The organism is Clostridium sp. AM29-11AC (assembly GCF_003480545.1).
Lineage (GTDB): Bacteria > Bacillota > Clostridia > Lachnospirales > Lachnospiraceae > Otoolea > Otoolea saccharolyticum_A.
Genome location: NZ_QUJI01000006.1, coordinates 156,202 through 182,281 on the forward strand (window position 1 = coordinate 156,202; position 26,080 = coordinate 182,281).

The 26,080-nt window shown below is 50.7% G+C and carries 30 protein-coding genes; 3 read left to right on the forward strand and 27 right to left on the reverse strand.

Translation table 11 applies throughout. The features are described 5' to 3' along the window. Positions 1 to 23: 23 nt before the first annotated feature. The 10 genes from DW757_RS06995 to DW757_RS07040 all read right to left on the reverse strand — a co-directional run bounded on the left by DW757_RS06995 (position 24) and on the right by DW757_RS07040 (position 9,012). On the reverse strand, positions 24 to 287 hold the full coding sequence (locus tag DW757_RS06995) for a EutN/CcmL family microcompartment protein (protein WP_015574065.1): 264 nt from the start codon (positions 285 to 287) through the stop codon (positions 24 to 26). Positions 288 to 383: 96 nt separating this feature from the next. Then, positions 384 to 1,070: a BMC domain-containing protein gene (locus tag DW757_RS17915; protein ID WP_015574064.1), complete on the reverse strand. Its 687-nt coding sequence runs from the start codon at positions 1,068 to 1,070 to the stop codon at positions 384 to 386. A gap of 139 nt (positions 1,071 to 1,209) precedes the next feature. Next, the gene (locus DW757_RS07005) at positions 1,210 to 2,088 is read right to left on the reverse strand and encodes a hypothetical protein (protein ID WP_118751346.1); all 879 of its coding nucleotides are present in this window, start codon (positions 2,086 to 2,088) and stop codon (positions 1,210 to 1,212) included. Positions 2,089 to 2,172: 84 nt separating this feature from the next. Continuing rightward, complete coding sequence (gene pduA, locus DW757_RS07010; RefSeq protein ID WP_015574062.1) at positions 2,173 to 2,451, reverse strand: propanediol utilization microcompartment protein PduA; 279 nt, start codon at positions 2,449 to 2,451, stop codon at positions 2,173 to 2,175. Between the two features lie 140 nt (positions 2,452 to 2,591). After that, positions 2,592 to 3,386, reverse strand: coding sequence for a propanediol utilization microcompartment protein PduB (gene pduB, locus DW757_RS07015; RefSeq protein WP_015574061.1), 795 nt, complete (start codon positions 3,384 to 3,386; stop codon positions 2,592 to 2,594). A 25-nt stretch (positions 3,387 to 3,411) separates the two neighbouring features. Beyond that, positions 3,412 to 4,329: a glycyl-radical enzyme activating protein gene (locus DW757_RS07020; protein ID WP_015574060.1), complete on the reverse strand. Its 918-nt coding sequence runs from the start codon at positions 4,327 to 4,329 to the stop codon at positions 3,412 to 3,414. A 167-nt stretch (positions 4,330 to 4,496) separates the two neighbouring features. Beyond that, the gene (locus tag DW757_RS07025; RefSeq protein ID WP_015574059.1) at positions 4,497 to 7,058 is read right to left on the reverse strand and encodes a glycyl radical protein; all 2,562 of its coding nucleotides are present in this window, start codon (positions 7,056 to 7,058) and stop codon (positions 4,497 to 4,499) included. Between the two features lie 229 nt (positions 7,059 to 7,287). Further along, positions 7,288 to 7,863, reverse strand: coding sequence for a DJ-1/PfpI family protein (locus DW757_RS07030; RefSeq protein ID WP_118751347.1), 576 nt, complete (start codon positions 7,861 to 7,863; stop codon positions 7,288 to 7,290). Between the two features lie 55 nt (positions 7,864 to 7,918). Further along, positions 7,919 to 8,479, reverse strand: coding sequence for a EutP/PduV family microcompartment system protein (gene eutP, locus DW757_RS07035; RefSeq protein WP_118751348.1), 561 nt, complete (start codon positions 8,477 to 8,479; stop codon positions 7,919 to 7,921). A gap of 152 nt (positions 8,480 to 8,631) precedes the next feature. Further along, positions 8,632 to 9,012, reverse strand: coding sequence for a BMC domain-containing protein (locus tag DW757_RS07040; RefSeq protein ID WP_015574058.1), 381 nt, complete (start codon positions 9,010 to 9,012; stop codon positions 8,632 to 8,634). A 369-nt stretch (positions 9,013 to 9,381) separates the two neighbouring features. Here DW757_RS07040 and DW757_RS07045 point away from each other — a divergent pair, with 369 nt between their 5' ends. The 3 genes from DW757_RS07045 (at position 9,382) to DW757_RS07055 (ending at position 11,984) form a co-directional block, all read left to right on the forward strand. Continuing rightward, positions 9,382 to 10,821 carry a 4Fe-4S dicluster domain-containing protein gene (locus DW757_RS07045; RefSeq protein WP_015574057.1) on the forward strand — a complete coding sequence of 480 codons (1,440 nt, stop codon included), beginning with the start codon at positions 9,382 to 9,384 and terminating at the stop codon, positions 10,819 to 10,821. Continuing rightward, positions 10,818 to 11,363 (forward strand): BMC domain-containing protein, encoded by a 546-nt coding sequence (locus DW757_RS07050; protein WP_015574056.1) that lies wholly within the window; start codon positions 10,818 to 10,820, stop codon positions 11,361 to 11,363. The genes DW757_RS07045 and DW757_RS07050 overlap by 4 nt, the downstream gene beginning before the upstream one ends. Before the next feature lie 69 nt (positions 11,364 to 11,432). After that, positions 11,433 to 11,984 carry a heme-binding protein gene (locus tag DW757_RS07055; RefSeq protein WP_243033470.1) on the forward strand — a complete coding sequence of 184 codons (552 nt, stop codon included), beginning with the start codon at positions 11,433 to 11,435 and terminating at the stop codon, positions 11,982 to 11,984. A 178-nt stretch (positions 11,985 to 12,162) separates the two neighbouring features. Here DW757_RS07055 and DW757_RS07060 read toward each other — a convergent pair whose 3' ends face one another. The 17 genes from DW757_RS07060 to DW757_RS07145 all read right to left on the reverse strand — a co-directional run bounded on the left by DW757_RS07060 (position 12,163) and on the right by DW757_RS07145 (position 25,699). Then, a complete protein-coding gene (locus tag DW757_RS07060; RefSeq protein ID WP_015574055.1) occupies positions 12,163 to 12,873 on the reverse strand; it encodes a hypothetical protein in 711 nt (236 codons plus the stop codon). A gap of 402 nt (positions 12,874 to 13,275) precedes the next feature. Beyond that, positions 13,276 to 14,403 carry a 30S ribosomal protein S1 gene (gene rpsA, locus DW757_RS07070; protein WP_118751349.1) on the reverse strand — a complete coding sequence of 376 codons (1,128 nt, stop codon included), beginning with the start codon at positions 14,401 to 14,403 and terminating at the stop codon, positions 13,276 to 13,278. After that, entirely contained in the window at positions 14,384 to 15,439 is a 1,056-nt protein-coding gene (gene ispH / locus DW757_RS07075; RefSeq protein WP_015574053.1) for a 4-hydroxy-3-methylbut-2-enyl diphosphate reductase, read from the reverse strand. The genes rpsA and ispH overlap by 20 nt, the downstream gene beginning before the upstream one ends. A gap of 66 nt (positions 15,440 to 15,505) precedes the next feature. Next, entirely contained in the window at positions 15,506 to 16,192 is a 687-nt protein-coding gene (cmk, locus tag DW757_RS07080) for a (d)CMP kinase (protein ID WP_118751350.1), read from the reverse strand. 210 nt (positions 16,193 to 16,402) lie between these two features. After that, positions 16,403 to 16,813, reverse strand: coding sequence for an SHOCT domain-containing protein (locus DW757_RS07085; RefSeq protein ID WP_008398525.1), 411 nt, complete (start codon positions 16,811 to 16,813; stop codon positions 16,403 to 16,405). A gap of 110 nt (positions 16,814 to 16,923) precedes the next feature. Further along, a complete protein-coding gene (locus tag DW757_RS07090) occupies positions 16,924 to 19,008 on the reverse strand; it encodes a M13 family metallopeptidase (RefSeq protein WP_118751351.1) in 2,085 nt (694 codons plus the stop codon). Positions 19,009 to 19,401: 393 nt separating this feature from the next. Beyond that, positions 19,402 to 19,770 (reverse strand): hypothetical protein, encoded by a 369-nt coding sequence (locus tag DW757_RS07095; protein ID WP_118751352.1) that lies wholly within the window; start codon positions 19,768 to 19,770, stop codon positions 19,402 to 19,404. A gap of 154 nt (positions 19,771 to 19,924) precedes the next feature. Then, the gene (locus DW757_RS17995) at positions 19,925 to 20,206 is read right to left on the reverse strand and encodes a hypothetical protein (RefSeq protein ID WP_347559969.1); all 282 of its coding nucleotides are present in this window, start codon (positions 20,204 to 20,206) and stop codon (positions 19,925 to 19,927) included. Positions 20,207 to 20,502: 296 nt separating this feature from the next. Continuing rightward, on the reverse strand, positions 20,503 to 21,585 hold the full coding sequence (locus tag DW757_RS07105; RefSeq protein WP_118751354.1) for a HAMP domain-containing sensor histidine kinase: 1,083 nt from the start codon (positions 21,583 to 21,585) through the stop codon (positions 20,503 to 20,505). Further along, positions 21,582 to 22,253 carry a response regulator transcription factor gene (locus DW757_RS07110; protein WP_118751355.1) on the reverse strand — a complete coding sequence of 224 codons (672 nt, stop codon included), beginning with the start codon at positions 22,251 to 22,253 and terminating at the stop codon, positions 21,582 to 21,584. Before DW757_RS07110 ends, DW757_RS07105 begins: the two co-directional genes overlap by 4 nt. Further along, on the reverse strand, positions 22,228 to 22,428 hold the full coding sequence (locus DW757_RS07115; RefSeq protein ID WP_015574045.1) for a hypothetical protein: 201 nt from the start codon (positions 22,426 to 22,428) through the stop codon (positions 22,228 to 22,230). Before DW757_RS07115 ends, DW757_RS07110 begins: the two co-directional genes overlap by 26 nt. 527 nt (positions 22,429 to 22,955) lie before the next feature. Next, positions 22,956 to 23,414, reverse strand: coding sequence for a hypothetical protein (locus tag DW757_RS07120; protein WP_118751356.1), 459 nt, complete (start codon positions 23,412 to 23,414; stop codon positions 22,956 to 22,958). Positions 23,415 to 23,433: 19 nt separating this feature from the next. Then, positions 23,434 to 23,733 (reverse strand): hypothetical protein, encoded by a 300-nt coding sequence (locus DW757_RS07125; protein WP_015574044.1) that lies wholly within the window; start codon positions 23,731 to 23,733, stop codon positions 23,434 to 23,436. A gap of 42 nt (positions 23,734 to 23,775) precedes the next feature. Further along, positions 23,776 to 24,147: a hypothetical protein gene (locus DW757_RS07130; protein WP_118751357.1), complete on the reverse strand. Its 372-nt coding sequence runs from the start codon at positions 24,145 to 24,147 to the stop codon at positions 23,776 to 23,778. Positions 24,148 to 24,162: 15 nt separating this feature from the next. Continuing rightward, the gene (locus tag DW757_RS07135; protein ID WP_015544928.1) at positions 24,163 to 24,426 is read right to left on the reverse strand and encodes a hypothetical protein; all 264 of its coding nucleotides are present in this window, start codon (positions 24,424 to 24,426) and stop codon (positions 24,163 to 24,165) included. A gap of 25 nt (positions 24,427 to 24,451) precedes the next feature. Further along, positions 24,452 to 24,598, reverse strand: coding sequence for a hypothetical protein (locus DW757_RS17365; RefSeq protein WP_182433267.1), 147 nt, complete (start codon positions 24,596 to 24,598; stop codon positions 24,452 to 24,454). A gap of 231 nt (positions 24,599 to 24,829) precedes the next feature. Continuing rightward, positions 24,830 to 25,699: a DUF5301 domain-containing protein gene (locus DW757_RS07145; RefSeq protein ID WP_118751359.1), complete on the reverse strand. Its 870-nt coding sequence runs from the start codon at positions 25,697 to 25,699 to the stop codon at positions 24,830 to 24,832. Positions 25,700 to 26,080: the final 381 nt, after the last annotated feature.

Here is a 26,080-nt window from a genome sequence, read left to right on the forward strand (position 1 = left end):
CCTTTCCTCTCATCTATCCAGAATCAGATGTCAATGTTGTCAACGATTCCGATAATGGCCATATCGATTACGGCCTGTCTTTTTTTCTCGTCAACGCGGACAGAAGAACCCTGGCCGATGAGAACCGTCTCGCCAATGCCGGCTCCGACGTAATCGACTGCCACCTCTTCTTCTCCGATGTAATCGCCCTGACCGTTGATCCTCCTGATAATCATGAGCTTATATCCAACCAGGGATTCGTCCTTGCGCGTTGCGACGACGGTTCCTATAATCCTTGCCAACTTCATTTCTGTTCACGTTCCTTTCGCCGGGCGGGGCCGGGCGGACTTTATTCCCCCAGGCCTTCCGCCGTGTTGTCTGTCTTTGTTCTTCTGCTGTCTGTATTATTCTGTCTTTTCTGACTTTGTCTCTTTCTTTCTCGCTGTTCTTCTGGAAGGTCTCTTCGGCTTCGGGGCGCCGTCCTCTGAAGTCCCCTCTCCCTCCTCTGGCGGGTTCTCCATCAAATCGTCCTCTGCCTCCTGAATTTTTGCTTCCTCCGGTTCCCGGCCGGGCGCGGGTTCTGCCGCCTTATGCTCTGCCTTTTCAGGCTTCACGGCCTCACGCTCCGAATCCTCATTCTCATGAGACGCATCCTTTGCGCCGCCGTCTTCCGGCGTTTTCATCTCTGCGCTTTCTCTCTCTGCCGCCTCCGCCTCTCTTGGGCGTCCGTCCCCGGCTTCCGGGCCGTTTTCAGCGCTGCCCTCCGCCTTCTGCTCTCCGCTCTCCTTTTTCCCGTCTTCTGCCTTTCTCTTTTCGCCGTGTTTTACAAATGCATCCTCGACAGAATCGGATGGACGGGGGATCACCTTCCAGGCGACCAGCTTCTGATTTTCGGTTCCAACCTGGCGTCCCGCCATCACCGCCGCGTTTACTGCTCCTACATCCCCGACAATCTTGATTGTCATGTAGCCACCGCCCTTGGCCGGCTCCAGCTCCACCAGTTCTACATTGGCTGCCTTTACCATGGCGTCCGCCGCCGTGACGGCGGTGCACAGCCCGGCAATCTCAACCAGTCCCAGCGCCTGCTTCATAGTTTCACCTCAATGTCCGGCTTTTTGGCCCCGCCTTCTGCCTGCGGCAGAAAGCCTGAACCCTTTTCCGCCTGTTTCCAAGGGGCTTGCCCCGCCGGCCCTTCCCCGGCATAAGCCATCCTCCCGAAACTTACGGTTTTCAGCCTTCGTCTGCTGTCTTAAACGTCACATTTAAAAATTTCGCCCTGTCTTTCGCCAGGTCTGTAATGATGTCGTCCTCTCCTACGATGAGGATTCCGCCCCTTTGGAGCTGCTCCACATCCTTAGAGGAGATCACGCGCTTCTTTCCCGTTTTCCCCGCTTTTTTTCCTGAACTGCCGTCTGCAAAAAAGTCCGGGCATCTGAAACCGCCGAGCGCGTTTATGCCCGGAAGCGTCCCTGTGCGGCAGCTTACGGATACGCCGCCGGTTCCCATGTTCTTTCTTCCCCGGCTCTCCCGGATCTCCTGTTCCTTAAGCCAACCGGATTCCTCCGGCTCCTGCGGGGCAAACTCTTTTGTAATCTCGATCCCGTATTCCAGCACGGTTCTGAAGTAGGAAAGAATCCTGTTCACATATGCCTTCGGCTCCCTCCCTGTAAAGGCCGAAAGGCCGGAGGTAAGAAATACGATCCGGCTCCCGGCTTCCATGCAGGAGGTGATCCACCGCGTCTGCGGCGTATCGCTGATACAGAGGGCCGTCTTGGAAATCAGATCTCTGGGCACTACGGGAAATACGGTCACGGAGCGTTCCAGATCCTCCGGAACCTCCCTGTCCAGGTAAAGGCATTCCCTGCCTGCGGCCTTTGCAAAGCATTCCTCCTGTCCCCTTAACTCCTCCGTGAGAACCGGCACGGCTGTCACCGTCTCCGTCTCTTCGAGGGAGCGCAGAAACTTAAGGTATCTTCCGTCAAAGCCTCCCGTGCAGACCATGTAGATTTTCTGCCTTTTCCTACCCAGTAAAAAAAGCCCTTCCTCCGCCTCTATCCTGGCAATCGCCCGGATAATGGCTTCACGCAGCTTTTGTTCGCTGATATTCACACTTACACCTCATTTCAGAAGGTGCCGCAAAAGCCTTCACGGACTCAGCCTGAAGCCGCCCCTGCAGCACCTCCTTACTGACGATTATTCCATATGAGGAAGAATCTTTTCCACATCTGTATGCGGTCTTGGGATTACGTGTACGGATACAACCTCTCCCACAGCTCTTGCGGAAGCTGCTCCCGCGTCCACGGAAGCCTTAACGGCCCCTACGTCTCCCCGGACCATAACGGTTACAAGTCCGGAACCAATTTTCTCATATCCCACTAAGGATACGTTTGCTGCCTTTACCATGGCGTCCGCCGCCTCGATAGCGCCTACAAGGCCCTTTGTCTCTACCATGCCTAATGCGTCTGAATTCATATAAAGACCTCCTCGATCTTACTTTACTATGTCTTTTATGCGAAGCGGAAAATAAGCCTCTGCCTTCGCTCCCTTTTCGCAGCCTGCAAAAAACGCAGACTCCGCCTGCGCAGCGGAAAATTACCGCTGAAAATATTTCCTTAGATGTAAGGGGTTGTGGTTGGCTTGGGCTCGCCGCCGAGGGCTCCGAGCATCTTTTTGCCTGCCTCGATGGCCGCCTTTACCGCCTGCCTTACTGCGCCGGAATCTCCTGTGAAGGTTAAGATCACCTCATTGGAGTGGCTTCCTGCGCCTGGGGAAGTGTAGCCAACTACTTCTACGTTTGCAGCCTTAACGGCAATATCTGCCAGCACGGTTCCGATGGCTGCCGGGCCTGCGCATGTCATTCCGAAGGCTCTTCCTACCGGAGCGCCGAGGGCCTTCTCCAGACAGTAGCTTGCCCTTGCGGTGTACTGGAACTCCAGGTGTCCGGCATCGTTTCCGTATACGTCGCCGAAGTATTTCGGAAGCACCTGAAGAGCGATCTCAACGGCTCTTCTCGCGTCGGATACGTCCTCCGCTCCGATGTAGATTAAGCTGCCGTGTCCGGCTCCGCCCTTTGTATCCCTTGGAAGCTCTACGGAGATGATCTCTGTGTTGGTGGCCTTTACAGCCTCGTCAACCGCCCAGATCTGGGGGCCTGCCCCTGTTCTTCCTCCGATAATTCCGATGGAGCGGAACTTTCCTAAATTCATTACGTCCTTTAACATCGGGTCAACGCTTGCGATGACAAGTCCGATGGTGTCGCCGATAGCCGTTCCCACAAACTCTGTAAGGCCGATGTTCTGTGTGCCTGCTGCCGCAGGGGCCGGAGCCTCTGCCCTGCACTCCTCTGTCTTGATGCCAAGCTCGTCAGACACCTGTTTCATTACCTTCTCAATTAACTGCTGATCCATTCTTATTCCTCCATTATCTGTTTCATTAACCTCCTATGATACACTGGAAGCCCTCTTTCTCGACCATGGCCCTGCAGGTTTCCAGTTCCTCGGGTTTCAGAGGCTTTACGTCTGCCAGCTCGTAGTCGCGCCCCAGCAGGCCGTATTTGTTCTCGCCAAACGTGTGGTATGGCAGCAGATGAATCGTCCGGACTCCCCGCAGCGTCTTTGCAAACTCTGCAATAGCGCGGATCGATTCCTCCGAGCAGTTAAATCCCGGGATAACCGGAACCCGGATCACGGTCTTGGAAATCTCGCTGATTCTCGCTGCGTTCTTTAAAATCTGCTCATTTCCGATTCCCGTAAACTTCCGGTGGGTTTCCGTGTCCAGGTGCTTGATGTCGAGAAGGACGGTATCCACATATGGGATCACCTGCTCCACCGCCTCAGAAAGTCCTGCCCCTGTGGTTTCAATGGCTGTATCCCAGCCCTGGGACTGGCAGGCCTTTAAAAGCTCCGCGGCAAACTCGTACTGTACGAGAGGTTCTCCTCCTGAAAGGGTAATTCCCCCTCCGGAACGCCTGTATGTGGTAGCGTCCTTTTTAAGCTCCCTGATTAACTGCTGCACAGTCATTTTCTTTCCTTTTACCACCAGGGCGCCTGCGGGACAGGCATTGGCGCACTCGCCGCAGCCTGTGCAGAACTCCCGGTTGATAAAGGTTTTATTGTCGAAACTGATGGCCTTTCTTCTGCAGGCCGCAGCGCAGCGCCCGCAGTGAAGGCATTCTTCCTTCTTGTACATGATGACCGGCCCCATTTTCTGGGATTCCGGGTTGCTGCACCATTTACAGGAAAGGGGGCAGCCTTTCAGAAACACAATCGTCCTGATTCCCGGGCCATCGTGCAGGGAGAACCTCTGAATATCAAAGACTGTCCCTGATGCGTTATAATTGATAGAATCCATGACGGCTCCCCTCTTAAACTCTTACGCCAAATCGGCCGGAGCGGGCTGTATATCCGGGCGGAACACCTGAAACCGCGCCGGCCGGTCTGCGTCTCTGCTTGGAAGGCATCCCGGCTCCCCGCCCTAAGGCGGTCAGGGCTGCCTCCTTTTCTCTCCCCGTCCTGAACCTAGAAGGACTGCTCGGTACGGCTGATAATATCGTCCTGAACTTCCTTTGCAAGTACGGTAAACTGTGCGCTGTATCCTGCGACGCGGACAACCAGATCCTTGTGCTCCTCTGGATGTCTCTGGGCCTCTAACAGCGTCTCCTTGTCAATTACGTTAAACTGTACATGCATTCCCTTGTGATCAAAGTAGGTGCGGACCATAGCGGCGAATCTCTTTAATCCCTCGTCTCCAGCCAGTGCGGACGGAAGGAACTTCTGGTTGTAAAGAGTACCGTTGGAGTAGTTTGCATGGTCGAGCTTTGCAACGGACATGGCAGCCGCCGTCGGGCCGTTGGTATCCTTGCCCTGTCTTGGGGAAACGCCGTCTGCAAGAGGCGCATGTGCCAAACGTCCGTCCGGAAGGGCTAACACGTCCTTTCCGAATAATACGTTAGCGGATACCGGATAGCAGCCTGCCTGGAACTGGCCGCCTCTCGGGTTTTTGTACTTCTCTACCTCGTAGGAGTAAATCTGTCCGCATTTTCTGGCGAGCATGTCTACCTCGTCCACATCGTTTCCAAACCACGGAGTATTCTCCATAATTCTCCTGATCTGAGCGTACTTCTCGTCAGCTGCGCCCGGGTCTCCTGCCGTGTACTGAGGTCTTGCGCTCTCCCAGCCGCAGGTTCCTGTGCTTAACTGGGCCTGAAGCTCTGCAATGTTGATGGAGCCGTTGTTCTGTAAGATTCTCTTAACGGCCTCGTAGATCCTTGCCTCGTCGTCAGCGGGAGCCTCTGCCAAAGCGCCGGCCTGGCAGCCGTAGCCGAAGTTGTGAGCCATGGCTTCCTTTAACTGCTCCATGGTCACTTCCCTGCTGTCGAATACGTGCTTCTTGATAGCGCAGATAGAGTCGCCGCAGTCTGCCACGCCGAATGCCTGCGGGCCTGTGAAGTTGTAGATTGCGCCGCCCTCCTGAACGCTCTTGCCTCTGCCGATGCAGTCGTCAACCAGAGCGGAGAGGAATGGAAGCGGAGCCCTCTCGGCATGGGCGAAGTCTACGCAGTTGTCAGCCTCTGCCAGATGATATACAAAGTATTCCATCTGCTTCTTGTAAGCTGCCAGAATGTCGTCTACGCTGTGGAAGGAGGTCATGTCGCCTGTCTGGGGGCCTAACTGCTTGTCGCCGACCTTTCCGTTGTTTAATGTGATCTCCAGCACCTTTGCAATGTTGAAGAATGCCGCGTCATGCCAGCCCTCTGTCTTGTGCGGGCACTGAGGCTCTACGCAGCCGATGATGCAGTAGCTTCTGGCATCTGCCAGAGAAACGCCTCTGTTGCAGAGCGCCGGGATAATTACCTCGTCATTGTACATGGCTGGAACGCCAAGTCCTAAACGCGTTACCTCGCAGGCTCTGTATAAGAACTCGTCCGGCGTGTTCTGGTGAACGCGGATGGAGAAGGACGGAGCCGGCAGTTTTACATGGGCAACTGCCTCCATGCACATATAGGAAACCTCGTTGGTAGCGTCAAGACCGTCCTCTGTCTGTCCGCCTACGATCAGGTTCTGGAACACTGCGTAGCCTGCGAATGCCTGAGCGGAAATCTCGTCGCGGGTCTTGTTTACATCGTTTAACTTCACCCAGATGCAGTCTACTAACTCCTGGGCAAATTCTTTGGAGATGGTTTTGTCCATAGCCAGGTACGGATACATATACTGGTCAAAACGTCCCGGTGAAATAGAGTGGCCGTTTGCCTCAATCTGGAGGAGGATCTGCACGAACCAGAATGCCTGGCAGGCCTCGTAGAAGTTGGTGGCTCCTCTCTCGGGAACCCTGTCGCAGTTGGCGGCAATCTGAAGAAGCTCTGCCTTTCTTACCGGATCAGTACAGCCGGCAGCCATCTCTCTTGCCTTGGCAGCATAGCGGTGGGCGAAGTTGATAGCCGCGCTGTATGTAATCACGATTGCCTCATAGAAGTTTTTCTTTTTAATATATTCCGGATCCATCAGATCCATCTTGTTCATGGCGTCCACGGCCTGCTTGATGATACCTGTAAATCCAATCTTTAATACCTTGCCGTAGTCCACGCACACGTGGCCGACACCGCCGTAGAAGTAGTTTCCTACGGTGAATACGCCGTTTGCGATGCAGTCCTTTGTTTCCTGGGACATATAGGAGTCTGCCAGGGCGCTTGTGGTCTTGCCCTCCCAGTATTTGAAGGCTTCCCTCAGCTCATCCGCTGTCTGCTTCGGAATCTGGAACGGATCGGCCATTCTGGTTCCCATGGTGTCAAACTCTTTCTCCACCCAGTCGTAGGAAAACTCCGGGCAGATTTCTGTGGAGCGCAGGTTCTTTGTGATGGCTCCCACAATCAGTTCGTCGTCATGGATCGTAATGGGGAGGTTGTTGAAAATCTTCTCTGCCGCCTTGGCACGGCGCATAATCGGTGAAAGGCCTTCTGTCTCCTTATAGGACTCTGTTACCAGTACCGCTCTCTCAGACTCAACATAGGGGACTGCGTCTACAATCGCCTTTTTAAGTCTCTTGACTCTGTCAGTCGGCTCTGAAAAACCTCTTGAAATCATATGTTTCCTCCTTAAATGATTTATAAATTTGGAAATTTCTTCCCGCGCCGTCACGGCAGGACCGCATCCTGTTGAGGGGCCGCATAGAAATTTCTAATTTTCATGGCACTATCATACGATGAACCGCGAAAAAAGGACGAACAGTTTTGAAACTGTTTTTGTGTAAAATTCAGACTTCCCGTCCCTTCAGCCTTTCCTGTTTCTCTTCTTTTCTCCTGCCGTCTCCGCTTTACCCTGTGATCCTGACGCCCAGAAGCTTCAGAAAGCTCTTCAGGATCTCCACATTTCCGGGCCAGGCCGGGGCCGTCACCAGATTTCTGTCTGTGACCGCCTCCCATGGCTCCCGGTCGAGGAACAGGCCTCCCGCCTGGATTACCTCAGGCTTCACAGCCGGGTACGCCGTCAGCGTCCTTCCCCTCACTGCATCTGCAGCCGTCAGAATCTGCACGCCGTGGCAGATGGCGGCCACCGGCTTTTCCAGATCCATAAAATATTTCACAATGTCCGTCACCCGGCAATCAAGCCTTAAATACTCCGGCGCCCGGCCGCCGGTCAGGAACAGGCCGTCGTACTCCTCTAATTTCAGATAACTGAAGGAAGCGTTCAGGACAAATCTGTGCCCCGGCTTCTCCGTATAGGTCTGATCCCCTTCAAAATCATGAATCGCCGTCTTTATGGTATCCCCCTTTTCCTTTTCCGGGCACACCACGTCCACGCAGACTCCCGCTGTCAGAAGGGCCTGGTAGGGAACCATCACCTCGTAGTCCTCCGTGAAATCCCCGGCAATCATCAATACCTTTTTCACTGGTTTTTCTCCTTTCCTCTGTCTTTTCCCCGGCCGCGGCTTAGACTTTCCCGCTTTAGACAGCCTCCTCAGTTCCCGGGGCGGCCCCCGCGGCCTCCATACATCCGTCCGCGCTTTTTTCTCCTGTTTTTGAACATTCCGCCGCAGACTGTACGCTGTCTGCCTCCTTTTCCCACGGCAGCACGTCCCAGTCCTCCCTGAGATAGTTTAAAATATCCCCTACGCCCTCTCCGTCTATGGAGTTGACATAGAATATTTTTTTGCAGCCTGCAAGTTCCAGCCACATGGCCGCCAGATCCACCCGGGCGTTTTCCCGGTCGATCTGGGTGACGATTCCAATTACGGGCCTGGTGGCCATGGAAACGATATTGGGACTGTAGAGGGAATAGTCCTCCACCGCGCTCATTAAAAGCCCCACCACGTCCGCCTCGTAGGAGTAGATGACAAGGGCCCTGGAAAGCGTCTTGTTCTCCGCATACTCGCCCGGCGTGTCAATAATCACGTCGTAATTGTTAATATACTGCGTCTTGTGGTAGCTGATCTTCTTTCCTTTCATGGCCTGAGTCAGGGTGGTCTTCCCGGCCCCGCTTCTGCCCACCAGCATGATTTTTTTCACCGCCTGCGCCTCCCTTACGTCCTTTTATCCCGTCCTTTTTCGCGCCCCGGCCGCTCCGGCCTGCAAAGCGCGTCCCCGGCCGTTTTCTGCCGGCCGCGCGCCTGTACCGCCTGTGCCCTTTCACCTGAACCTTAAAAATCCGTCATGTCCCGTCACGCCTTTGTGATCCGGCACACCGTAAAGCCCAGTTCCCGCCTCGTGTAGTCCAGGATCTTTTCAAAGGCTATATTCACGTCCGAGATCGTCCCGGTGATGATCAGCGTCCCGCTGAACCGGTCAATAAAGCCAATCTCAATGGCCGCCGCCTTCAGGGCCAGATCCGCCGTAATAATGGCCGTTTCGCTGGGAGTCTGCGTCAGAACGCCGATGGCGGCCTTGTTGTAGTCGATCCTCGGATCCAGTCCCAGCTTTTTGTAGAGCACCTGGTCCGGGCTTGCAATAATATGCGCCATGGTGATCTGTTTTCCCGGCACAGACTCCTGAATGATCCTCATCCGATCCCCTTCGCTTCCATTCCACTGTTTTATCTCCATATCTGTCACCGCCTTTTCTGCTTTTCCCTTTTTTCCTATGCCTTGGTTTTGACTGCCCCCGGTCTGGATATCCTCCCTCCGGCTGACGCTCCATTAACTCCGCCTGCCTTTGTATGTAACTCCCCCGGCTCTGTATCCCTTTTATTCTAGCATGGGGCTTTTTCTGCTTTTTTACAGAAAACAGACTTGTTCCATGTAATTTTAAGACTTTCTCAGAGTGAAACCGTCAGTATTCAATTTTACCTTTTTTTCGTCCTCTCCAGAAATTGTCCCGCGTCCTGCTGTTATTTATAATAGAAAGAAGAGTATTCTTTGGGATCTTCGCAAAGTCCCAAAGAAAGGAACATTTGCGATAAAGGAGGTTTCCTGATGACACTTTTGGAACAGATTGAGAGCGCCGGGATTGTCGGCTGCGGCGGCGCGGGATTTCCTGCCCACAAGAAGCTGAACTGCAGAGTGGAGTACCTGATCGTCAACGCCGCCGAGTGCGAACCGCTTCTGCGCACGGATCGGTGGCTCATGATACATAAGGCAAAGGAGATTGTTACTGCGGCCGCTCTGGCCGGTTCCATGACAGAGGCGTCCCACATTTATATCGCCCTCAAGGAAACATACCGGGAAGAGGCGGCCGCTCTGACGGCGGCCATTGAGGAAACGGGGTATCCTGTTAAGCTGTTTCCCATGCGAAACTTCTACCCGGCCGGGGATGAGCAGATCATGGTCTGCGATGTGACAGGGCGGACCGTTCCCCCTTCCGGCATCCCTCTGGACGTAGGCTGCGTAATCGCCAACACTGCGACCATGTACGCTGTCTTTGAGGCCTCCCAGGGAAAGCCCTTAACGCGCAAATACCTGACAGTCACCGGAGCCGTAAACGAGCCCTGTATCGTCCGCGCCCCTCTGGGCTCGTCTTTTTCAGACTGCCTGAGGCTTGCAGGCGGAACCGGACTTTCCCGCTATTACGTGCTGGCCGGAGGCCCTATGATGGGAAAGCTTTACTCCATGGAGGAGGCAGAAAGCCTGACCGTAACAAAAACCACCTCCGGCTTGATTGTACTTCCGGAGGATACGCCCCTGATCCGGAGAAAGACCGCTCCCGTTTCCCTGTCTTTGAAGCTGGCAAAGACCAGCTGCATCCAGTGCTCCTACTGCACCCAGATGTGTCCCCGATATCTGACGGGGCATCCCCTGAGGCCTCATCTGATTATGAGAAAGCTGGCCTTCTGCGAAAACCCGAAGGAACTTGTGGGCGACAGGGACGTGCAGCAGGCCATGATATGCAGCGAATGCGGCCTGTGTGAAAATTACGCCTGCCCCATGGGCATCTACCCAAGACAGGTGAACATTTACATGAAGGATCTTCTTAAAAAAAGCGGCTTCCGCTACCAGAAGCCCTCCAAACCGCTCCATGAGCTGCCTGAGCGGGCCTGCCGCCGTGCCCCGTCCAGGCGGATCGCCGCAAGGCTGGGCGTGGACCGCTATTATGACTATGAGATCCGTCTGTGCCGGGAGCTTGAGCCGGGAACCGTGACTGTTTCCCTGAGCCAGCACATCGGCGCACCCTGCATCCCGGCCGTCGTCCCCGGCCAGCGCGTATCAGAGGGCGATGTAATCGGGAACGTGCCCGAACACAGCTTAGGCGCCCTGATCCACGCCAGCATAGACGGCGTAGTGGAAAGCGTGACGGATCGGGCAGTTGTTATCCGGACAGCCGGAACGACCGGCCGGGAAGAAAGGGCCAAAACGCAGCCGCAAAAGGCTTTAGAAAGAGAATCCGGCGCTGCCGAAGCTAAAGGAGGCAATGTATGATTACCATAGGTTTTCTTGAATTAAACAGTATCGCCAAGGGGATCCTGGCTGCCGACGAGATGATTAAGACCGCTGATATCAGGCTTATCGCCGCCCGGCCAAGCTGTCCTGGAAAATACCAGATTCTTATAACCGGGGAGGTTTCCTCTGTGGAGGCTGCCCTGGACGCCGGACAGGCCGCCGCTTCGGCCAATGTCATTGACCGGCTGATCCTTCCGAGGGTCCATCCTCAGGTAATCGAGGCCATCAGTATGTCCTCCATGCCGGAACGCCTGCGTGCCCTGGGAGTGATGGAATTTTTCTCCGTCACATCGGCTGTCATGGCCGCCGACGCAGCCGCCAAGGCCGCTGATGTGACGCTTCTTGAGATCCGCATGGGAACGGGAATCGGCGGGAAATCCTTCGTGACTCTGACTGGGGACGTGTCCGCCGTTACCGCCTCTGTGGAGGCAGGCTGCAAATCTGCCGAAGCGTCGGGAATGCTCCTGGACCGCGTTGTTATCGCCCATCCGGACAGGGATCTCTACAAGCACCTGCTCTGATCGGACAAAAAAGCGAAAGCGCGGCCGGCCCTCTGGTCTGTATGTATGTTATAAAGGAGGAAATTTCTGTTGACAGAGTATGAATTAAACGAATCTAAATTTGACAGCTGCAGCTTATCCGGCTGCAATGACTTAAACGGCGCGGATCTGCGCCTCCTGACAAAATCCATCGCAAAAAACGTGACCAGGGCTGTCGCTCAGTGCCGCATGACCTTGGGTACGGCGAAAATGCTCATCGAGCAGGGGGAAAAAGAGGCAGAGGCCATAGGCGTTCCCATGGTGATCTCCGTGGTGGACGAGGGCGGGAACCTGACTGCCCTTCACCGCATGGACAGCTCGCTTCTGGCAAGCCTTTGCGTGTCCCAGTCCAAGGCTTTTACTGCCCTGGCACTCCGCGCCCCCACCGGGGAGGCGGCGAAAACCATTCTTCCGGGACAGCCTCTCTATGGGCTGCAGAACACTCATCCGGGACAGTTCTGCCTCTTTGGCGGCGGCTTTCCCCTCATGTCCTGCGGCTGCTGCATCGGGGCCGTAGGCGTTTCCGGCGGTACCACAGAGCAGGATACGGCTGTAGGTGAGCGCATTGTCCAGTGGTTTGAGGAAAGAAATCAGGAGACGTAAGAAGAGGCGTCCTGGCGCCTTTAGGGGGAGGCGGCGGGGAAAGACTGCCGGGAACTGTTTTGTTTTATAGAACTGTTTTCATCATTAAAATAAAAACAGGATGCTCAGCTCTGCAGGCTGAAGCATCCTGTTTTTTAGCAAATGGAAGATGTGCTCTCTTTCCATGCCATATAATTTTTTAATTTATAGGAACCATCAGATTGTTGAAATCTGCCTCCTCAGCAGGACCGGACGGCTGGTCAAAAGGAAGCTGACCCCTGGCAAATATCATAATCCTGGAAGCCTTTTCTGTCTGCCCGTCCGCAGAAAGTTCCGACCATATAAGGAAATTGGTTCCCTCTGTAAGGCTGTCAATATATACCATATTCCTTGTCAGGTACGGAATTACCGAACAATCGGCGGGAACGTGATACGTTGTGCCGGAAACGGTTTCCACAACGGCGCTGCCGTCCTCATTCATAGTCAGCTTCTTAACCTCTTCCAGTGACGGAACCCTGTAATCTGCCGGAATTTTAGTGAGGACTACGTAAGCGGAAACCTGAGGGGGATAGCTGAGAGCCATCATAGGACTTACATAAGTATAAGCAATACTGCCGTCCTGAATATCAGACAGGGAGACCGGCATACCGCTTACGGCATCAAGGATCAGTGTCTCATCAGAAACATTCAGCAGCATATCCTGGGTTTCTCCTGTTCCGGGAGTATTCGCATTCAACAGAAACCTTTTTCCCTCCGCCTCCTCTGTTTTTTTAATAGTGCCGTAAAATTTATTCGTCTTTGATACTTTCTGCTGTTCCTCAGCCGCCGTATCTTCCTGAGCAAATGCAGTCACCGACCAGGACGCTGCCAGAGCCGCCGCACATAAGAGGGCTAACATTCTTTTCTTCATAATCTATTCTCTCCTTTTTATAATGATTTTTGCCGTTAATCTTTCGTTTCATTTTTCATTGGCCAGCCATTTATCCGGCATCTCACCGCTGTTTTAATTTATTTATATCATACCACAGTTTTCTTAATACAACTTCTCTTTTTGTTTACAAATTTATAAAACTTCTTGCCGTATCTCAATAAATCCCATCTGTTTAATAAAATAGGCAATGAATTTTGCAGAAAATGAAAAACTTCTTCCTGTATCAGCCAAAAAAATCCACCTTTAACGGCCCAACCCGGCCTCGCTGTTTTCATATGGTTTCCCAAAATCCGGCCGCTGCCTGTTTTATGTAATCATCCCTTTAAAAAAGGCCGCGCAGAACTCTCCTTCTGCACGGCCTTTCACTTTTAATCTTCTATATTAGTTTTCCTCAGCTGCAACAGCCTCGATATCAACATCGGCAACGTCCTCGTTTGCCGGAGCTGCATTCTCAAGAGCCTTAATGCTTAAGCTGATCTTTCTGTCTTCCTCGTTGAAGTCAACAACCTTGGCACGGATTTCCTGTCCTACGCTTAATACGTCGGATGGTTTCTCAACATGCTCTCTGGAAATCTGTGAAACATGAAGCAGAGCGTCTACGCCTGGCTCCAGCTCAACAAATGCGCCGAAATCTGTCATACGGGCAACTTTTCCCTCTACTACGCTTCCAACTGCATACTTCTCGGCAGCGTTTGCCCATGGATTTGTCTCCGGGAACTTGAGGCTCAGGGCAATCTTCTCACCGTTGATGTCCTTGATCAGAGCCTTTACTGTCTCGCCTACCTTGAATACCTTCTTCGGGTTTTCAACGCGTCCCCAGGACATCTCGGAAATGTGAAGGAGTCCGTCTGCACCGCCCAGATCGATGAATGCACCGAAATCTGTCACGTTCTTGACAACACCCTCTACTGTCTGGCCAACTTCGATTCTCTCGAAGAGCTCTTTCTGCATCGCAGCCTTCTTCTCCATGAGAAGCTGTCTGCGGTCACCGATAATTCTGCTTCTTCTGCCGCTCGGATTGAACTCTGTAATAACGAACTCAATCTCCTGTCCGGCATACTTGGATAAGTCTTTATCGTATGTGTCGGAAACCATGCTCGCTGGAATGAACACTCTGGTTCCCTCAACCTCAACAACAAGTCCCTTGTCAACGACCTGTGTTACCTTCTCCTTTAATACTTCCTTGTTCTCAAATGCCTCCTTTAAGCGCTTAACGCCCTTGTCAGCGGCCAGCTTCTTGTAGGATAATGCAGCCATTCCCTCGCCGTCGTTTACTTTGAGAACCTTCGCTTCCATCTCGTCGCCTACCTGAACCTTCTGTGTCAGTACAACAGACGGATCATTGGAGTACTCGTTCTTCGGGATAATGCCTTCAGACTTGCTTCCAGCGATGCTGAGAATGATCTCATCATCATTAACGCTGATAACCTGACCGGTAACTGTCTCTCCTGCACGTAATCGTTTAATTGATGATTCTTCAAACATCTGTTCAAAACTTAATTCTGACATTAGTATGAACCTCCTCGATAATATTATTTGGGGTTGAGGCCCCTGCTGTAATACCTACGCTGCGCACAGAACCTGCCTTTTCAGGTTTTAAATCACTCAGTGTCTGGATATAGTAAGTATTCTTACACTCCCGCCGGCAAATCTCAAACAGCTTCTGGGTATTGGAACTGTTCTTTCCGCCAATGACAATCATGGCGTCAACCTCTGAAGCTATCTGTTTTGCTTCCACCTGTCTTTCCTGTGTTGCATTGCAAATCGTATTTAAAACAAGTATATCATAACGCGTTTTAGAAATTTTTTCAACTATATCTTTAAATTTATTGTAATTAAATGTCGTCTGAGCTACCACGCACAGCCGCTCTCCGTCCCTCAGAGGGAGTCTCTCCAGCTCCTCGGCTGTCTTTATGACTAGAGTATCGTCATTTCCCCAGCCTTTTATTCCCTGAACCTCCGGATGGGACTCGTCGCCTACGATGATCACGCGCCGCCCTTCCTCTCCCTGCTCCTTCACAATCCTGTGAATTTTCTTCACAAAGGGGCAGGTTGCATCCACAACGGTAATTCCGTTATGCTCGAGGATCTCATAAATCTCCCTTCCGACGCCGTGGGAACGGATGATGACGACTCCCTTACTGAGAGCGGAAAGCTCCTCCTTTGTGTCAATCACGCGGACGCCTTTTTCCTCCAGATCCCTCACAACCTCCTCGTTGTGGATAATTGGACCATAGGTGTAGATCGGGCCGTTCCCTTTTTTTATCTGCTCGTAAACCTGCTCCACCGCCCGCTTCACGCCAAAGCAGAAGCCGGCCGTTTTCGCCACCCGAACCTCTATAGGGGAAGTCTGGCTTTCGCCTGCTGCCCCGCCTCCATTCAGGCTGTCTTTCATCTCTTCTTTCAGTTCCATCTCTCTTCTCGCATTTCCGGCATTCCTCCTCCCCGGAGGGCTTTCCCTTCCGAAATTCCGAAACGCCTGTATTTTAACGCTGGCCCGCCCAGGACAGTCTGCTGTCTCAATCTGTGCTTTTTCCGATGTCATCAGCTCTCACTTCACTCCGGCGGCAGCAAGAGAGCACTCTTTTTTCGGCTCCTTGGCCTGCCTCTGTCAGCAGCCGCAGCAGCCTCTGGTGCCCGCATCCTCCGCAAGACTTAAAAGCTCGTCCAGAACCTCTTTAAGGGTCATGTTTGAAGAGTCTAAAAGCACCGCATCCTCTGCCTGTCTCAGAGGGGAAACCTCCCTCGTCATATCCCTGTTGTCGCGGTCAATAATATCCTTTTCGATGGCATCCAGGCTGCACTCCTCGCCCTTCTCCACAAGCTCCCTGTAGCGTCTCTTTGCTCTCACGCGGCTGGAAGCTGTCAGATAGACCTTGAGATCCGCGAAGGGCAGCACACAGGTTCCTATATCACGCCCGTCCATGACAACATCCTTTCTGGCCGCCAGCTCCCGCTGAAGCTCCACCAGCTTTTCCCGCACAGTCTTATACCCGGAAATGGCAGAGGCCATATTCCCCACTTCCTCCGTGCGGATCAGCCCTGTGACATTTTCTCCGTTTAGCAGGATCTGCTGCACCCCGTCCCTGTATTCCAGTGAAACAGAAACCTGTCCGCAGGCCTCTGTGACGGCTGCCTCATCCTGAGGGTCTATCCCTGCACGGAGCACAGAGAGCGCCATGGCTCTGTACATAGCTCCTGTATCTACGTAAATATATCCCATTTCCTTTGCAAGCGCCTTCGCCACTGTGCTTTTTCCAGCCCCTGCCGGACCGTCAATCGCTATATTAATCGGCATTTTGATTCCTCCTGATTCCCGGTTTCCGACTTTTCCTGCACTGCCATCCTCCACCGGATATTTATAATACAGGCCTGTTTAAATCAGGCCTGCAGACCGCTTCTGCTGTCTCTCTTCTCGGGACTGAAACGCTGTCCCGCTGTACATTATATCCGAATTGGGCCGTCTGTGCAATTGCTAATTCGCTTCCCGCTTCTATTTATCCCCGGATCAGAGTTCCCGCAGTATTTCCCTTCTCTTATCCTCGTATTCTTCTTCTGTAATCATCCCGGCTTCATAAAGCTCTCTGGCTGCCTTCAGTCTCAGTTCTATACTGTCTTTCAGCTCTGATACTGAGGTCTTACACTCAGCAGTCTGGCTGCAGTCCTCCGCTTGGCTGCTGCTCCCCTCTGAATTTTGCACTGTATCATCTATCACAATCTCATGAGATGCAACTCCCTTATCCGTAAATGCATTCATTCCGTTCATCACTGTAATGACACCTGCCATAGCCGTCCAGAATATACCAAACAGTCCTGCCGTCGGTATTACGATAAAAATTCCGATCAGGCAAAACACGAGCCCGGCGAAAAAACCAGCCGCCGACTGGGCCTTCCCAGGTCTTACTTTTATCTTTTTCATGTGTACCTCCCATTCTTCTGTGCGCTTATTTCTGACTGTCACCGTCCCCTTACTGACTGTTCAATTACTCCTGGATGAAGGAGCTGGCTCTATCTATCTCCGGCAAATATTTACCATATTTCAGGCATTTTCTCCTGATACATCCCGTCTCCCTCCTCAATATCATAGAGATCCCGGAACTCCTGCTGCGCTGAGAGCACCGCATTTACACGTATCTTTGAAGGAGAATGTACGTCCACTGCCATCAGCATGGCTAAATATTCCTCCCGCTCCTTCGAAGCCCAGATGTTTGCATAAGCCTCATAGATCTTTTTCAGATCATAGCCCTCCGACTCTGCTATCTCCGTTATGCAGGAAACTCCCCCAAGGTCAGCTATGTTTTCCGTCACTGTCTGTTCGCCGCTTACGCTCTTTCCGTCCACCTCCATGCCGTCATAGTAGGAAATAACCTCGCCTGCCAATGTCTGGAATTTCTCCTTATCCTCAGCTGTCCACCAGTCCCGCAGGTTTCCGTTTTCATCAAATTGCGCTCCGCTTGTGTCAAAGGCATGAGTAATCTCATGACCGATCACGGTTCCAATTCCTCCCAGATTTTCCTCAGCGGAGGCATCTGGATCATAGAACGGTGCCTGCAGGATGCCAGCGAGTATATTTATGCTGTTATTCTGCGAGTCATAGTATGCATTCACAGTCTGGGGAGTATCAGGCCACAAGGACCGATCCGCAGGTTCATCCTTCGTTTCAAAGCTGTAGTCTGATGCAGCCTTTGCAGCCCTCAGATAATTATCTATATAAAGACCTCCATCCTCAGGAGCTTCCAGGATTAATTCGTATCTGTCCTGGGGCCAGCTGTCAGGATGACCGACGCGCACGTCAAGCTGTGCAAGCTTGTTCTTTGCCTCTTTTTTTGTGGCATCACTCATCCAGTCAAGTGCGTCGATGCGCCTGTTAAAGGTTCCGATAACCTGATCGATTATCCTGCCCACATCCTCTGTGGTCTCCTCAGAGTAGTAGCTCTCGCAGTATATCCTTCCGCACTCAAATCCCAGCAGTCCCTGAATATCTGTGATAAGCATCTCCTCAAACGGACGGTTCTCCTCCATGCCGGAGGCTGCCAGATTGTACTCTGCAGCAGCATCCCAGCTGTCCATATCCATATAAGAGCAGAGATCCTTGTGGGCACAGAGTTTGACGTATTCCTTCAGCAGAGGAAGATTATCCTCTGTGAGAAGGGAGCCCATCAGCTTCGTCTTCTCAAGCTCCGACACAATTACCCTGTCGTCCCCTTCGACCCCGTATATCTCCTCTATCATTTCCGCGGAAATATTGCCCGAGAAGAGGTTCTCAAGCTCCGACACCGTGCAGACATTATAAGTCTTTTCAGGATCATAGAGCTCTGACTGTGCGAGAGCCTTTTTGGCAAGAGTTTTCATAAGTTCGGCTGTGTTTTTTGAGACCTCTCCTGACTCCTCCTCGGAATATCCTTCGATCACACAGAGTTTTTCCAGCAGCTTTTCAAAGGCGGAAGCCATTTTTTGGTTGGATTCATCGTCGGAAAACCAGATTTCCTTATTAAGCCCGCAGTCTCCCGCATCGACGCTGAGGATCTTTGCAGAGGAATCCTCAAAATCGGTACCGACGTAGAGCCCGAAAACTGAGTATAAACCATAGTCTCTGTTAAACTGCATGCACGCACGCATAAGTTCATCAACGCTGCCTGCGGCATCCACCTCGTCAAAAAACGCAGAGACTGTTTTTCCAAATCCGCCCTCATTTCGTGCATCCTTATCCATTCCTGTCAGATACATGGCGCGTATATTGCTCTCATCACTGCCCTTTTCAAGGGCAGGCTCCTCAGAGGTCTTCCTTATAATCTCCGTCATGCGCTCATCCACACGGTCCTGCAGAATGCCAAACCAGTTCTTCGCACTCTCATCAGGCTCTATCTCCCAGCTGTCGATGAGTTCTCTGTTGATCGCCTCGTAATAATCATCTTTCTCCGAAGCCTGTACTGCCTGAGCCTCTCCCTCTGACGCCCCATCAGAAGTCCCTGCCTCCGATCCGGCCTGAGCCGTCTGTATTTGCGCAGAGTCCTTATTATCTCCTGTCCCGCAGGCTGTGAGTGTCATTGAAAGTAATAACATCACTGTGAGCAATACCCTCTCTGTCTTTCTGCCGCTGAAATGTTTTCTCATAAAATCCCTTCGCCTCCTGTAACACGATTTTCGCTTCATATTAAAATATGTGCACGGCTCATCCTGGATTTCTGCAGGCGTTCGGGACCTGTGATTCTTAAAACAGGACTTTCAGTATCCCTCAAATTTTTCATCGCCTGTTGTATTTCCAGGTTTTTGCTGCCTCCATCTGATATACTGATAATTGAGACAGCTGATTTCTCCTTTTTCTTTTATTATAATCATTCCGTCCTCAGACTACAACTGAGAACTTCAAAAACAGAGGAGCCATCTGCGAATATCCTGCCGAACCCTGCAGCGGATTTAACTTTTGTGAAAAACCTCCTCTTAAACCAAAAATAATGAATCCTCACAAACAAAGCTCTGTATTATTGCCTCAACCCCTTTATCCCTTTATTTTACTCCCTTGAGAAGAGGAATCAGCATCAGCAATACTATAATTCCTGCCAGACCAATCACAATTCCCAGAACCATCTTTCCAAAAATCATAGAGAGGCACATCCCGACTCCTAACAGCAGGGCGCCGATTACGCCTGCCAGCACAGCCCCTATCGTCTTCGCGCTCAGCCTGATGGGCGCCTTGCCCTCCATTTTTCTCCAAACCACTACGGTAAGCAGCAAGACGGCCAGGCCAATCACCCCGCAGACCACTCCCTGATTGAACATTCCCCACTCCGGAAGCATAGCCATACACATTCCCAGTGCAAAGAAAACAATTCCGATTGTTCCAAGGATTAAAGCTATAAAGTTGCTCTTTTTCATTTAGTCGTTCCTCCTGATTTTCTGTTTTACTTAGTCTTTTGTTCGCCTGCAGATATAATGTACCTCTCTTCTATTTACTTTCTGTTTGAGTTTTGTTTCAGAATTATTAAAAACCGGATGCTAAAATTGCATCCGGCGCATCCGTCAGGCCTTTTCAGTAGAGAAGGCCGCTCCCCTTCTCACATATCCTGTAAATTTCATCAAATTTTTGTTCAATCAGCGGATTTATCTCTGCTTCCTTTTTTCTGGTCACCCAGCGGTACAGAAAATACGGAAGAATCCAGCCGGCAAATCCAGGCACGGCCAACAGAATTGTCAGCCAGAGGACAGGCGGTTCTGCAGTCACGGCAAATACAGAGCCTGCCATAAATACCGTTCCCACTATCCCCACAAGCAGAGAAATCATAAGCGCCGCCGCTGTTTTGGAGCGGTTCAATTCTTCGATCTCCTTAATGCAGCTGTCAAAATTTCGCTGCAGCCTGGTAAGCTCAACTTTATTAGAAATACTTCGTTTCCGGCGAAAATACAGGGTTTTTCTGTCCCCATTTTCTGCCCTGGTTCCTTTTAAAGGGGCTGATGGGCTGTCCCCTGGCGCTGTCCTCCTATTTGGATCCGGCTCCCACCCGAAACACGGATAGCTGTCCATATATAAAGAAATATATTTTTTCGAGACTGTGATCTCCCGATACTCAAACCCCATATATCCTGAGTCATTCTTCTTTGCTTCTCCAGTCATGAATGCACTTTATCCTCCCTAATCTCTTTCACAGGAATCTGTACAGTAAATGAAGTTCCTTTCCCTTCTTCACTCTCAACCTCAATGGAGGCCCCCATCATTTGAAGGACACGCAGCGCCAGGGCAAGGCCAAGGCCATTCCCCTCTGTGGCATGGGAGGTATCTCCCTGATAAAATTTTTCAAAGATGTGCTTTTTCGTTTCTTTTGAGATTCCGCAGCCTGTGTCCGATACCTCTACCGTAACACAGTCTGAATCCGATGTCTGTCTTAGCAGGACGCTGCCGCCCGGCTCCGTAAATTTAAACGCGTTGGAGAGCAGATTGTTCCAGACTAACTCCATGAGGCTTTCGTCCGCATAAATCACCGCCCTGTCCTCCAGGTCCGCTTCAAAATCAATTTCTTTTTCTTCCCATATGGTCTCGAATCCCAGAGCACAGTCACATAACTGGCGGCACAGATCATAGGCCTCGTACTTCGGCGTAATCTGCTGGCTCTCCAATTTATTTAACCGCAGAATATTGGTGATCAGGGCGGACAGACGGTGGGTACTGCTCAAAATGGCAGCGGTATAATTTTCCTGCTCCTCCTTTGTCAAATCGGGCTTTCCCAGAAGCTGGGCGTAGTTCTGAATCGCTGCAATGGGTGTTTTTATCTCATGGGACACATTGGCAATAAAATCAGTCCGCATGGTTTCAATGCTTCCCAGCTCTGCCACCATTTTATTAAAATCCAGAAACATCAGATCCAGATAGTCATGCCTGTTGGTGGTATGGAGAGGCGGAATATAGACAGAAAAGTCCCCGTGGGCGACTTTGTCAGCAGCCTTCGCCAGCTCCTTCATAGGCTGATCATACGTTTTTATGATTTTATTTCGTGTAAATACAGTCAGCCCTACAGCCACCAAAGTCCAGTAAACCACGGGAATCATGATTTGAATAAGCGTATTCCATTGGCGCTCATTGACCAGAGTTACCAGTCCGATATGGATTCCTGACATCAGCAGCAGGGTGCCCAGATAAGCGGCAAACAGTGACGGCGGAAACCGATTTTCCAACCGTTTCTTTTCTCGTCTTGTCATTTTAACACCGCCTTGTATCCCAGACCTCTGACCGTCTTGATCTCAAAATCATGGCAGGCTGAGAATTTATCGCGCAGTTTCGTAATATAGACATCCACCGCCCTCAGCCCTGTATCGCTCTCCACTCCCCAGAATTCATCCATAAGCTGAGAACGGGAAAACGTATGGTTCGGATAGGACAGCAGTTTATGGAGAATATTGAACTCCCGTGTTGTCACCGGAATCTCATCTCCACCGACGATAATAGTCCGGGCATCGGCATCTAAAGCTATATCACCAATCACAATTTTCCTGCTCTCCTCGATATTGGCACGGCGGAGCAATGCGCGGACACGCATCAGAAGCTCGCTGAAATCAATGGGTTTAACCATATAGTCGTCAATTCCCAGGTCAAAGCCCTTCTTTTTTGACGGCAAATCATCTCTTGCTGATATAAACAGGATCGGGATCGTCTTATTCAGCCCGCGCACCGTTTCTGCAAACTCAAATCCATCTGTCCCGGGCATCATAATATCAGAAACAATCAGATTATACATCTTGCTGTACATTGCCTCATAAGCTGCCTCAGCGCTGAAACAGCCCTTTGCTTCGTATCCGCTGTCATTTAAGCAGGTACATACACTCTGGGTTAATTTTATATCATCATCCACTACAAGAATTTGAATCACTCGTTTCTTCCTCCTCTTTCCTGTTGTTTTCTGCCTCAATACGTCTGATCCGCCAGCGCATGAATACCCCGGCCAGATGAAGTGCACGGCTTACAGAGGCATTGTAATCCTTCCGTATTTTTCTGCTGCCGGCTTTCAGGCTGTGAATCCCCGTCCTGAGCGGATTGTTTCCCATTTATCTCATCCTCCTGCAGCTTTTCCGAAAGAATCATAACATAGGATTGTTTCAGTTTTGTTAAAATAAGGCGGCTTTTTTATTTTATTTGTCAAAATATGACTGCATGGGACATCGAATCAATTCCTGGACAGCAAAGCTTCTGGATTTATGAAATACGGTACCGTCCGCACACGCTTCATTATATGTTCTGTGGTTCTTTTCCGAAATTACCGGCTCCTTATTTCTCATAGGTCACCTTTTCCGGCGGGATATGCAGGTTGTCCAGGATTGCCAAAACAGATGCGGGAAGTTCCCGTTTATGCGCCAGTGTCAGGAAATTGCGGCAGAATCCGCAACTGCAGCCCCATTCGGAAGCTGCGTCGTACCATTCTTTCGTAGCTTTTTCATCATAACGCAAAAATACTTATGGGAATTGCAATGCCATATAGGAATAAATTCAGTTTTCTAATCTTTTCTCTGTTCATACACTCCTACGCCCTTCAAGTCTGATTTCCAGCTTCTTTCCCCCAAAAGTAGATAGAAGGTTATCGCCGCTTTAATTTCCCTGCCATTAGCCGATATGCAATTGTTGTCCCTATTGGAATAATTAACAGGTAACTGATAATATTAAACAGCGTAAAATTGTAAGTATTTGATACCTCACCAAGCTCCAGCAAATACCGGCAGACCATTCCGATTGAAGTAAGTACAAAGGTCACCATGTAAACCATCCGTTCCCTGTTCGGTCCCCAAATCCCGGCAAAAGCTAAGGCAATCACTCCATAGCTTGCCGCCAGCATATACACTCCCTGAAAGTCCAGTGGAAATGGTTCACTGCGAATCGGAAACACAAAGCATCCGGCGAAGATGATATACCCCCATACCAGAATTTTGGGGATCAGAGGGGAAACTTCAAAAAGATACTGAAATTTCCCACTTTTAGCCCCCAAATAAACAATCGCCATTAAAAGCACAAACACTGCGATGCAGATTGCTGAAAACACCTTATCCACCTCCTGTTTTTTATAGGCAAAAATCCAATTCTAATTTACACGGCAATCTTGTAAGCCATATGCCAAGCAAAATCAGCAGCAATACTCCTGCAATCAGCAGCAGAGCAAGAGCGTCATGGTTTACCTTGGCAGCAATAAAGATTGACGTGGGCCCGTCCGCCCCTCCGATCACCATAGTCTCGCCGACTACAGAAAGCTCCCTCTGGCTCTTAACTTTCATCATAATCCCCGCAGCCAAAAGCACCGCTCCGGCAAGACCTGCCATCATTGCCACAATTCTTTTCAGCCCTGCTTCCCTCCGTTTTTTCATAAATATTTATAATCCTTTTTAGCTGATCAGATTGGAATCCGATTAACGGATTGTCTTTTTAGAGGGACTAAGAAACTTATCGTAAATAATACCGGATAATGTAAGGCAAATAAACACCACGGTCCAAATGATCCAAAGATTATTTGTTGTTGCGCCTCCCGCATCCGTACCATCGGTTTGAAAAATAACTCCGACAACAAATCCGGCAATGTATGAAAAGGCAGTACATATAGGCATTGTTTTTCCTTCAAGGATAAACGATATTGTCACAGCAATTATCCCGATAGCAAACAATATAACAGGCCATTGCTTCATTCCATGAATATCAAAAAATACATATCTGCACAAAACAAAACCAATACAAAGCACACCCAAAGACAGTAAATGAATCATAACATTTTTCTTATTTAACACACAAATCCCTTCTCTTTATCCAACTTCCGATTTATCGTCTTCTAATTCGTCCTTTTTCACTTTTTTCCTGATTATTGCTTTCACAATAAGCGCCGCTAAAATAATCGCGCCTGATACGATGCCAAACAGCAGGATAACCGTGTACCATGGCGCTGATGACACCTCATAAATCTCTGGATGAATCTTATAGTCCCAGTATGTATAAACGCTTCTTGCTAAAAACACTCCGATAAAAGCCCCGATCAGACAGTTTAAAAATGTATTGAGTTTATTCCACATAAAGTCCCGCTCCCTTAAACAAACATCAGCCCTCAAAGTCATCATCCAGCAGCTGCACCTTCAAGACTTCCTGGATCCCGGCGGGAGATGATTCCCGTACCAGTCCCGTAAAGGTAATCGAAATATTATCCCCTTCTCCAGGTCTTTGGGGCTGATCCTCGTCTCTCGCCACAGATAAGAGGTCTCTTCCATTACGGGAAATGTAAATCTGCCCCTGAAATTAATATCATTGATCTCCATGCCCTGAACCGTTATGGAACTGTCAGAAATGTCAGTAATAGCCGCATAGAACGTCTCTGTCTCATAACTGGCTGCCGCGGCATGTCGCACCGCTATTTTTCCATTCATCATGTACGCCCCGTTTTTACTTTCCCCATCATGGTATTTGTGCAGATAAAAACAATCAATTCGCCTGCGCGTCCGTTTCCTCTGTCCTGGAAATCCCACTTTCATCCAGTAAATCCGCCGGGACAGAACTGATACTTGCCTGCTCTTCCCCAGTTAATCCGTTGTACCACGCAAGCCACCGAAGGGTATCCTCCGACAGTCCGCTTTTATCCCACCATCTTCCTGCAAAATAAACCTGGCTTTCATCCACGTATCGCCGCTTAAATACCATCCATTTTCCGTCAATGCATACTTCCAAGGTTCCTTCCTCCGTCCCCCACTGATATCCATACCCTGCGCCGAAATTGGACTGGTTGTTTTCAGACGGTACTTCCGTCCGCTCCACCGCGGCCGTGATCTCGCCGTCCATGACACCGCAGCGGCCTGTAACCGTGCTTTCTCTTCCGGTATCATAATACATTGCCCCGTCTGCCATAACCATGGGGATCCGGTCATTCAACACTGGTTCCCCGGATTCCAGAAGTTTATCCAGCAGCACGCCAAGGGCAGGGGCAGGCTCATAGATTCCCTGATAAGGCTGTTCCACATAATCCATACTGTCCTTCTCGTAATAAAAAAGCGTGTAAACATGGTCTTCTGTATCTTTGAAATGAATGGAGGTATATTCATCCTCCTGTGGGACATCCTGCACGGACTGCTGACCCGTGGGTTCCATATCCGCCAGAATGAAAAGCAGTTCACCGATTTGTTCTTTATTTCCACAGTCTGTCGTCTTCCCGTCCCGTTCAATGGAAACGGTCTGCACACTTTCCTCTGGCGGCAGCACGGCAGGCTCCGATGCGGGAGATGGACTGCAGGCTGACATTACTGCCGCGTAAACCATCCATATCATTCCGATGAATCCCTTTTTTAATCCATGGCCCATAATGCTCACCCCCGGTAATGCAATCTTCAACATTTGGTTTCTTTAATAAAACTATATCATATTCCGACGCTCCGTGTATTACTTATGCCTTACATTTTATTAAATCTCCTACAGCATGGCGATATCCCAAGATACGGTACTTAAACTTCCAGTATCCCGTCATCCTGCGTTTGCTTTTTGGAACCCTTTGGCGGCTTTCCACTCCGCGCAGGCGGAAGTTCCTCGAAGCAGCTGTGGACTGGATAAAACCGATAAGGGATGCGGAGCCCGACAGCTCCGTATCTCTGCTTCAGTACGCAGGTAAATAGACATGGTGTCTCCTGATTGTGTCAATAGTTTTTCGCAAAATTAAAATCTTGCCGTTTGGCAGCCGGTAGTCAG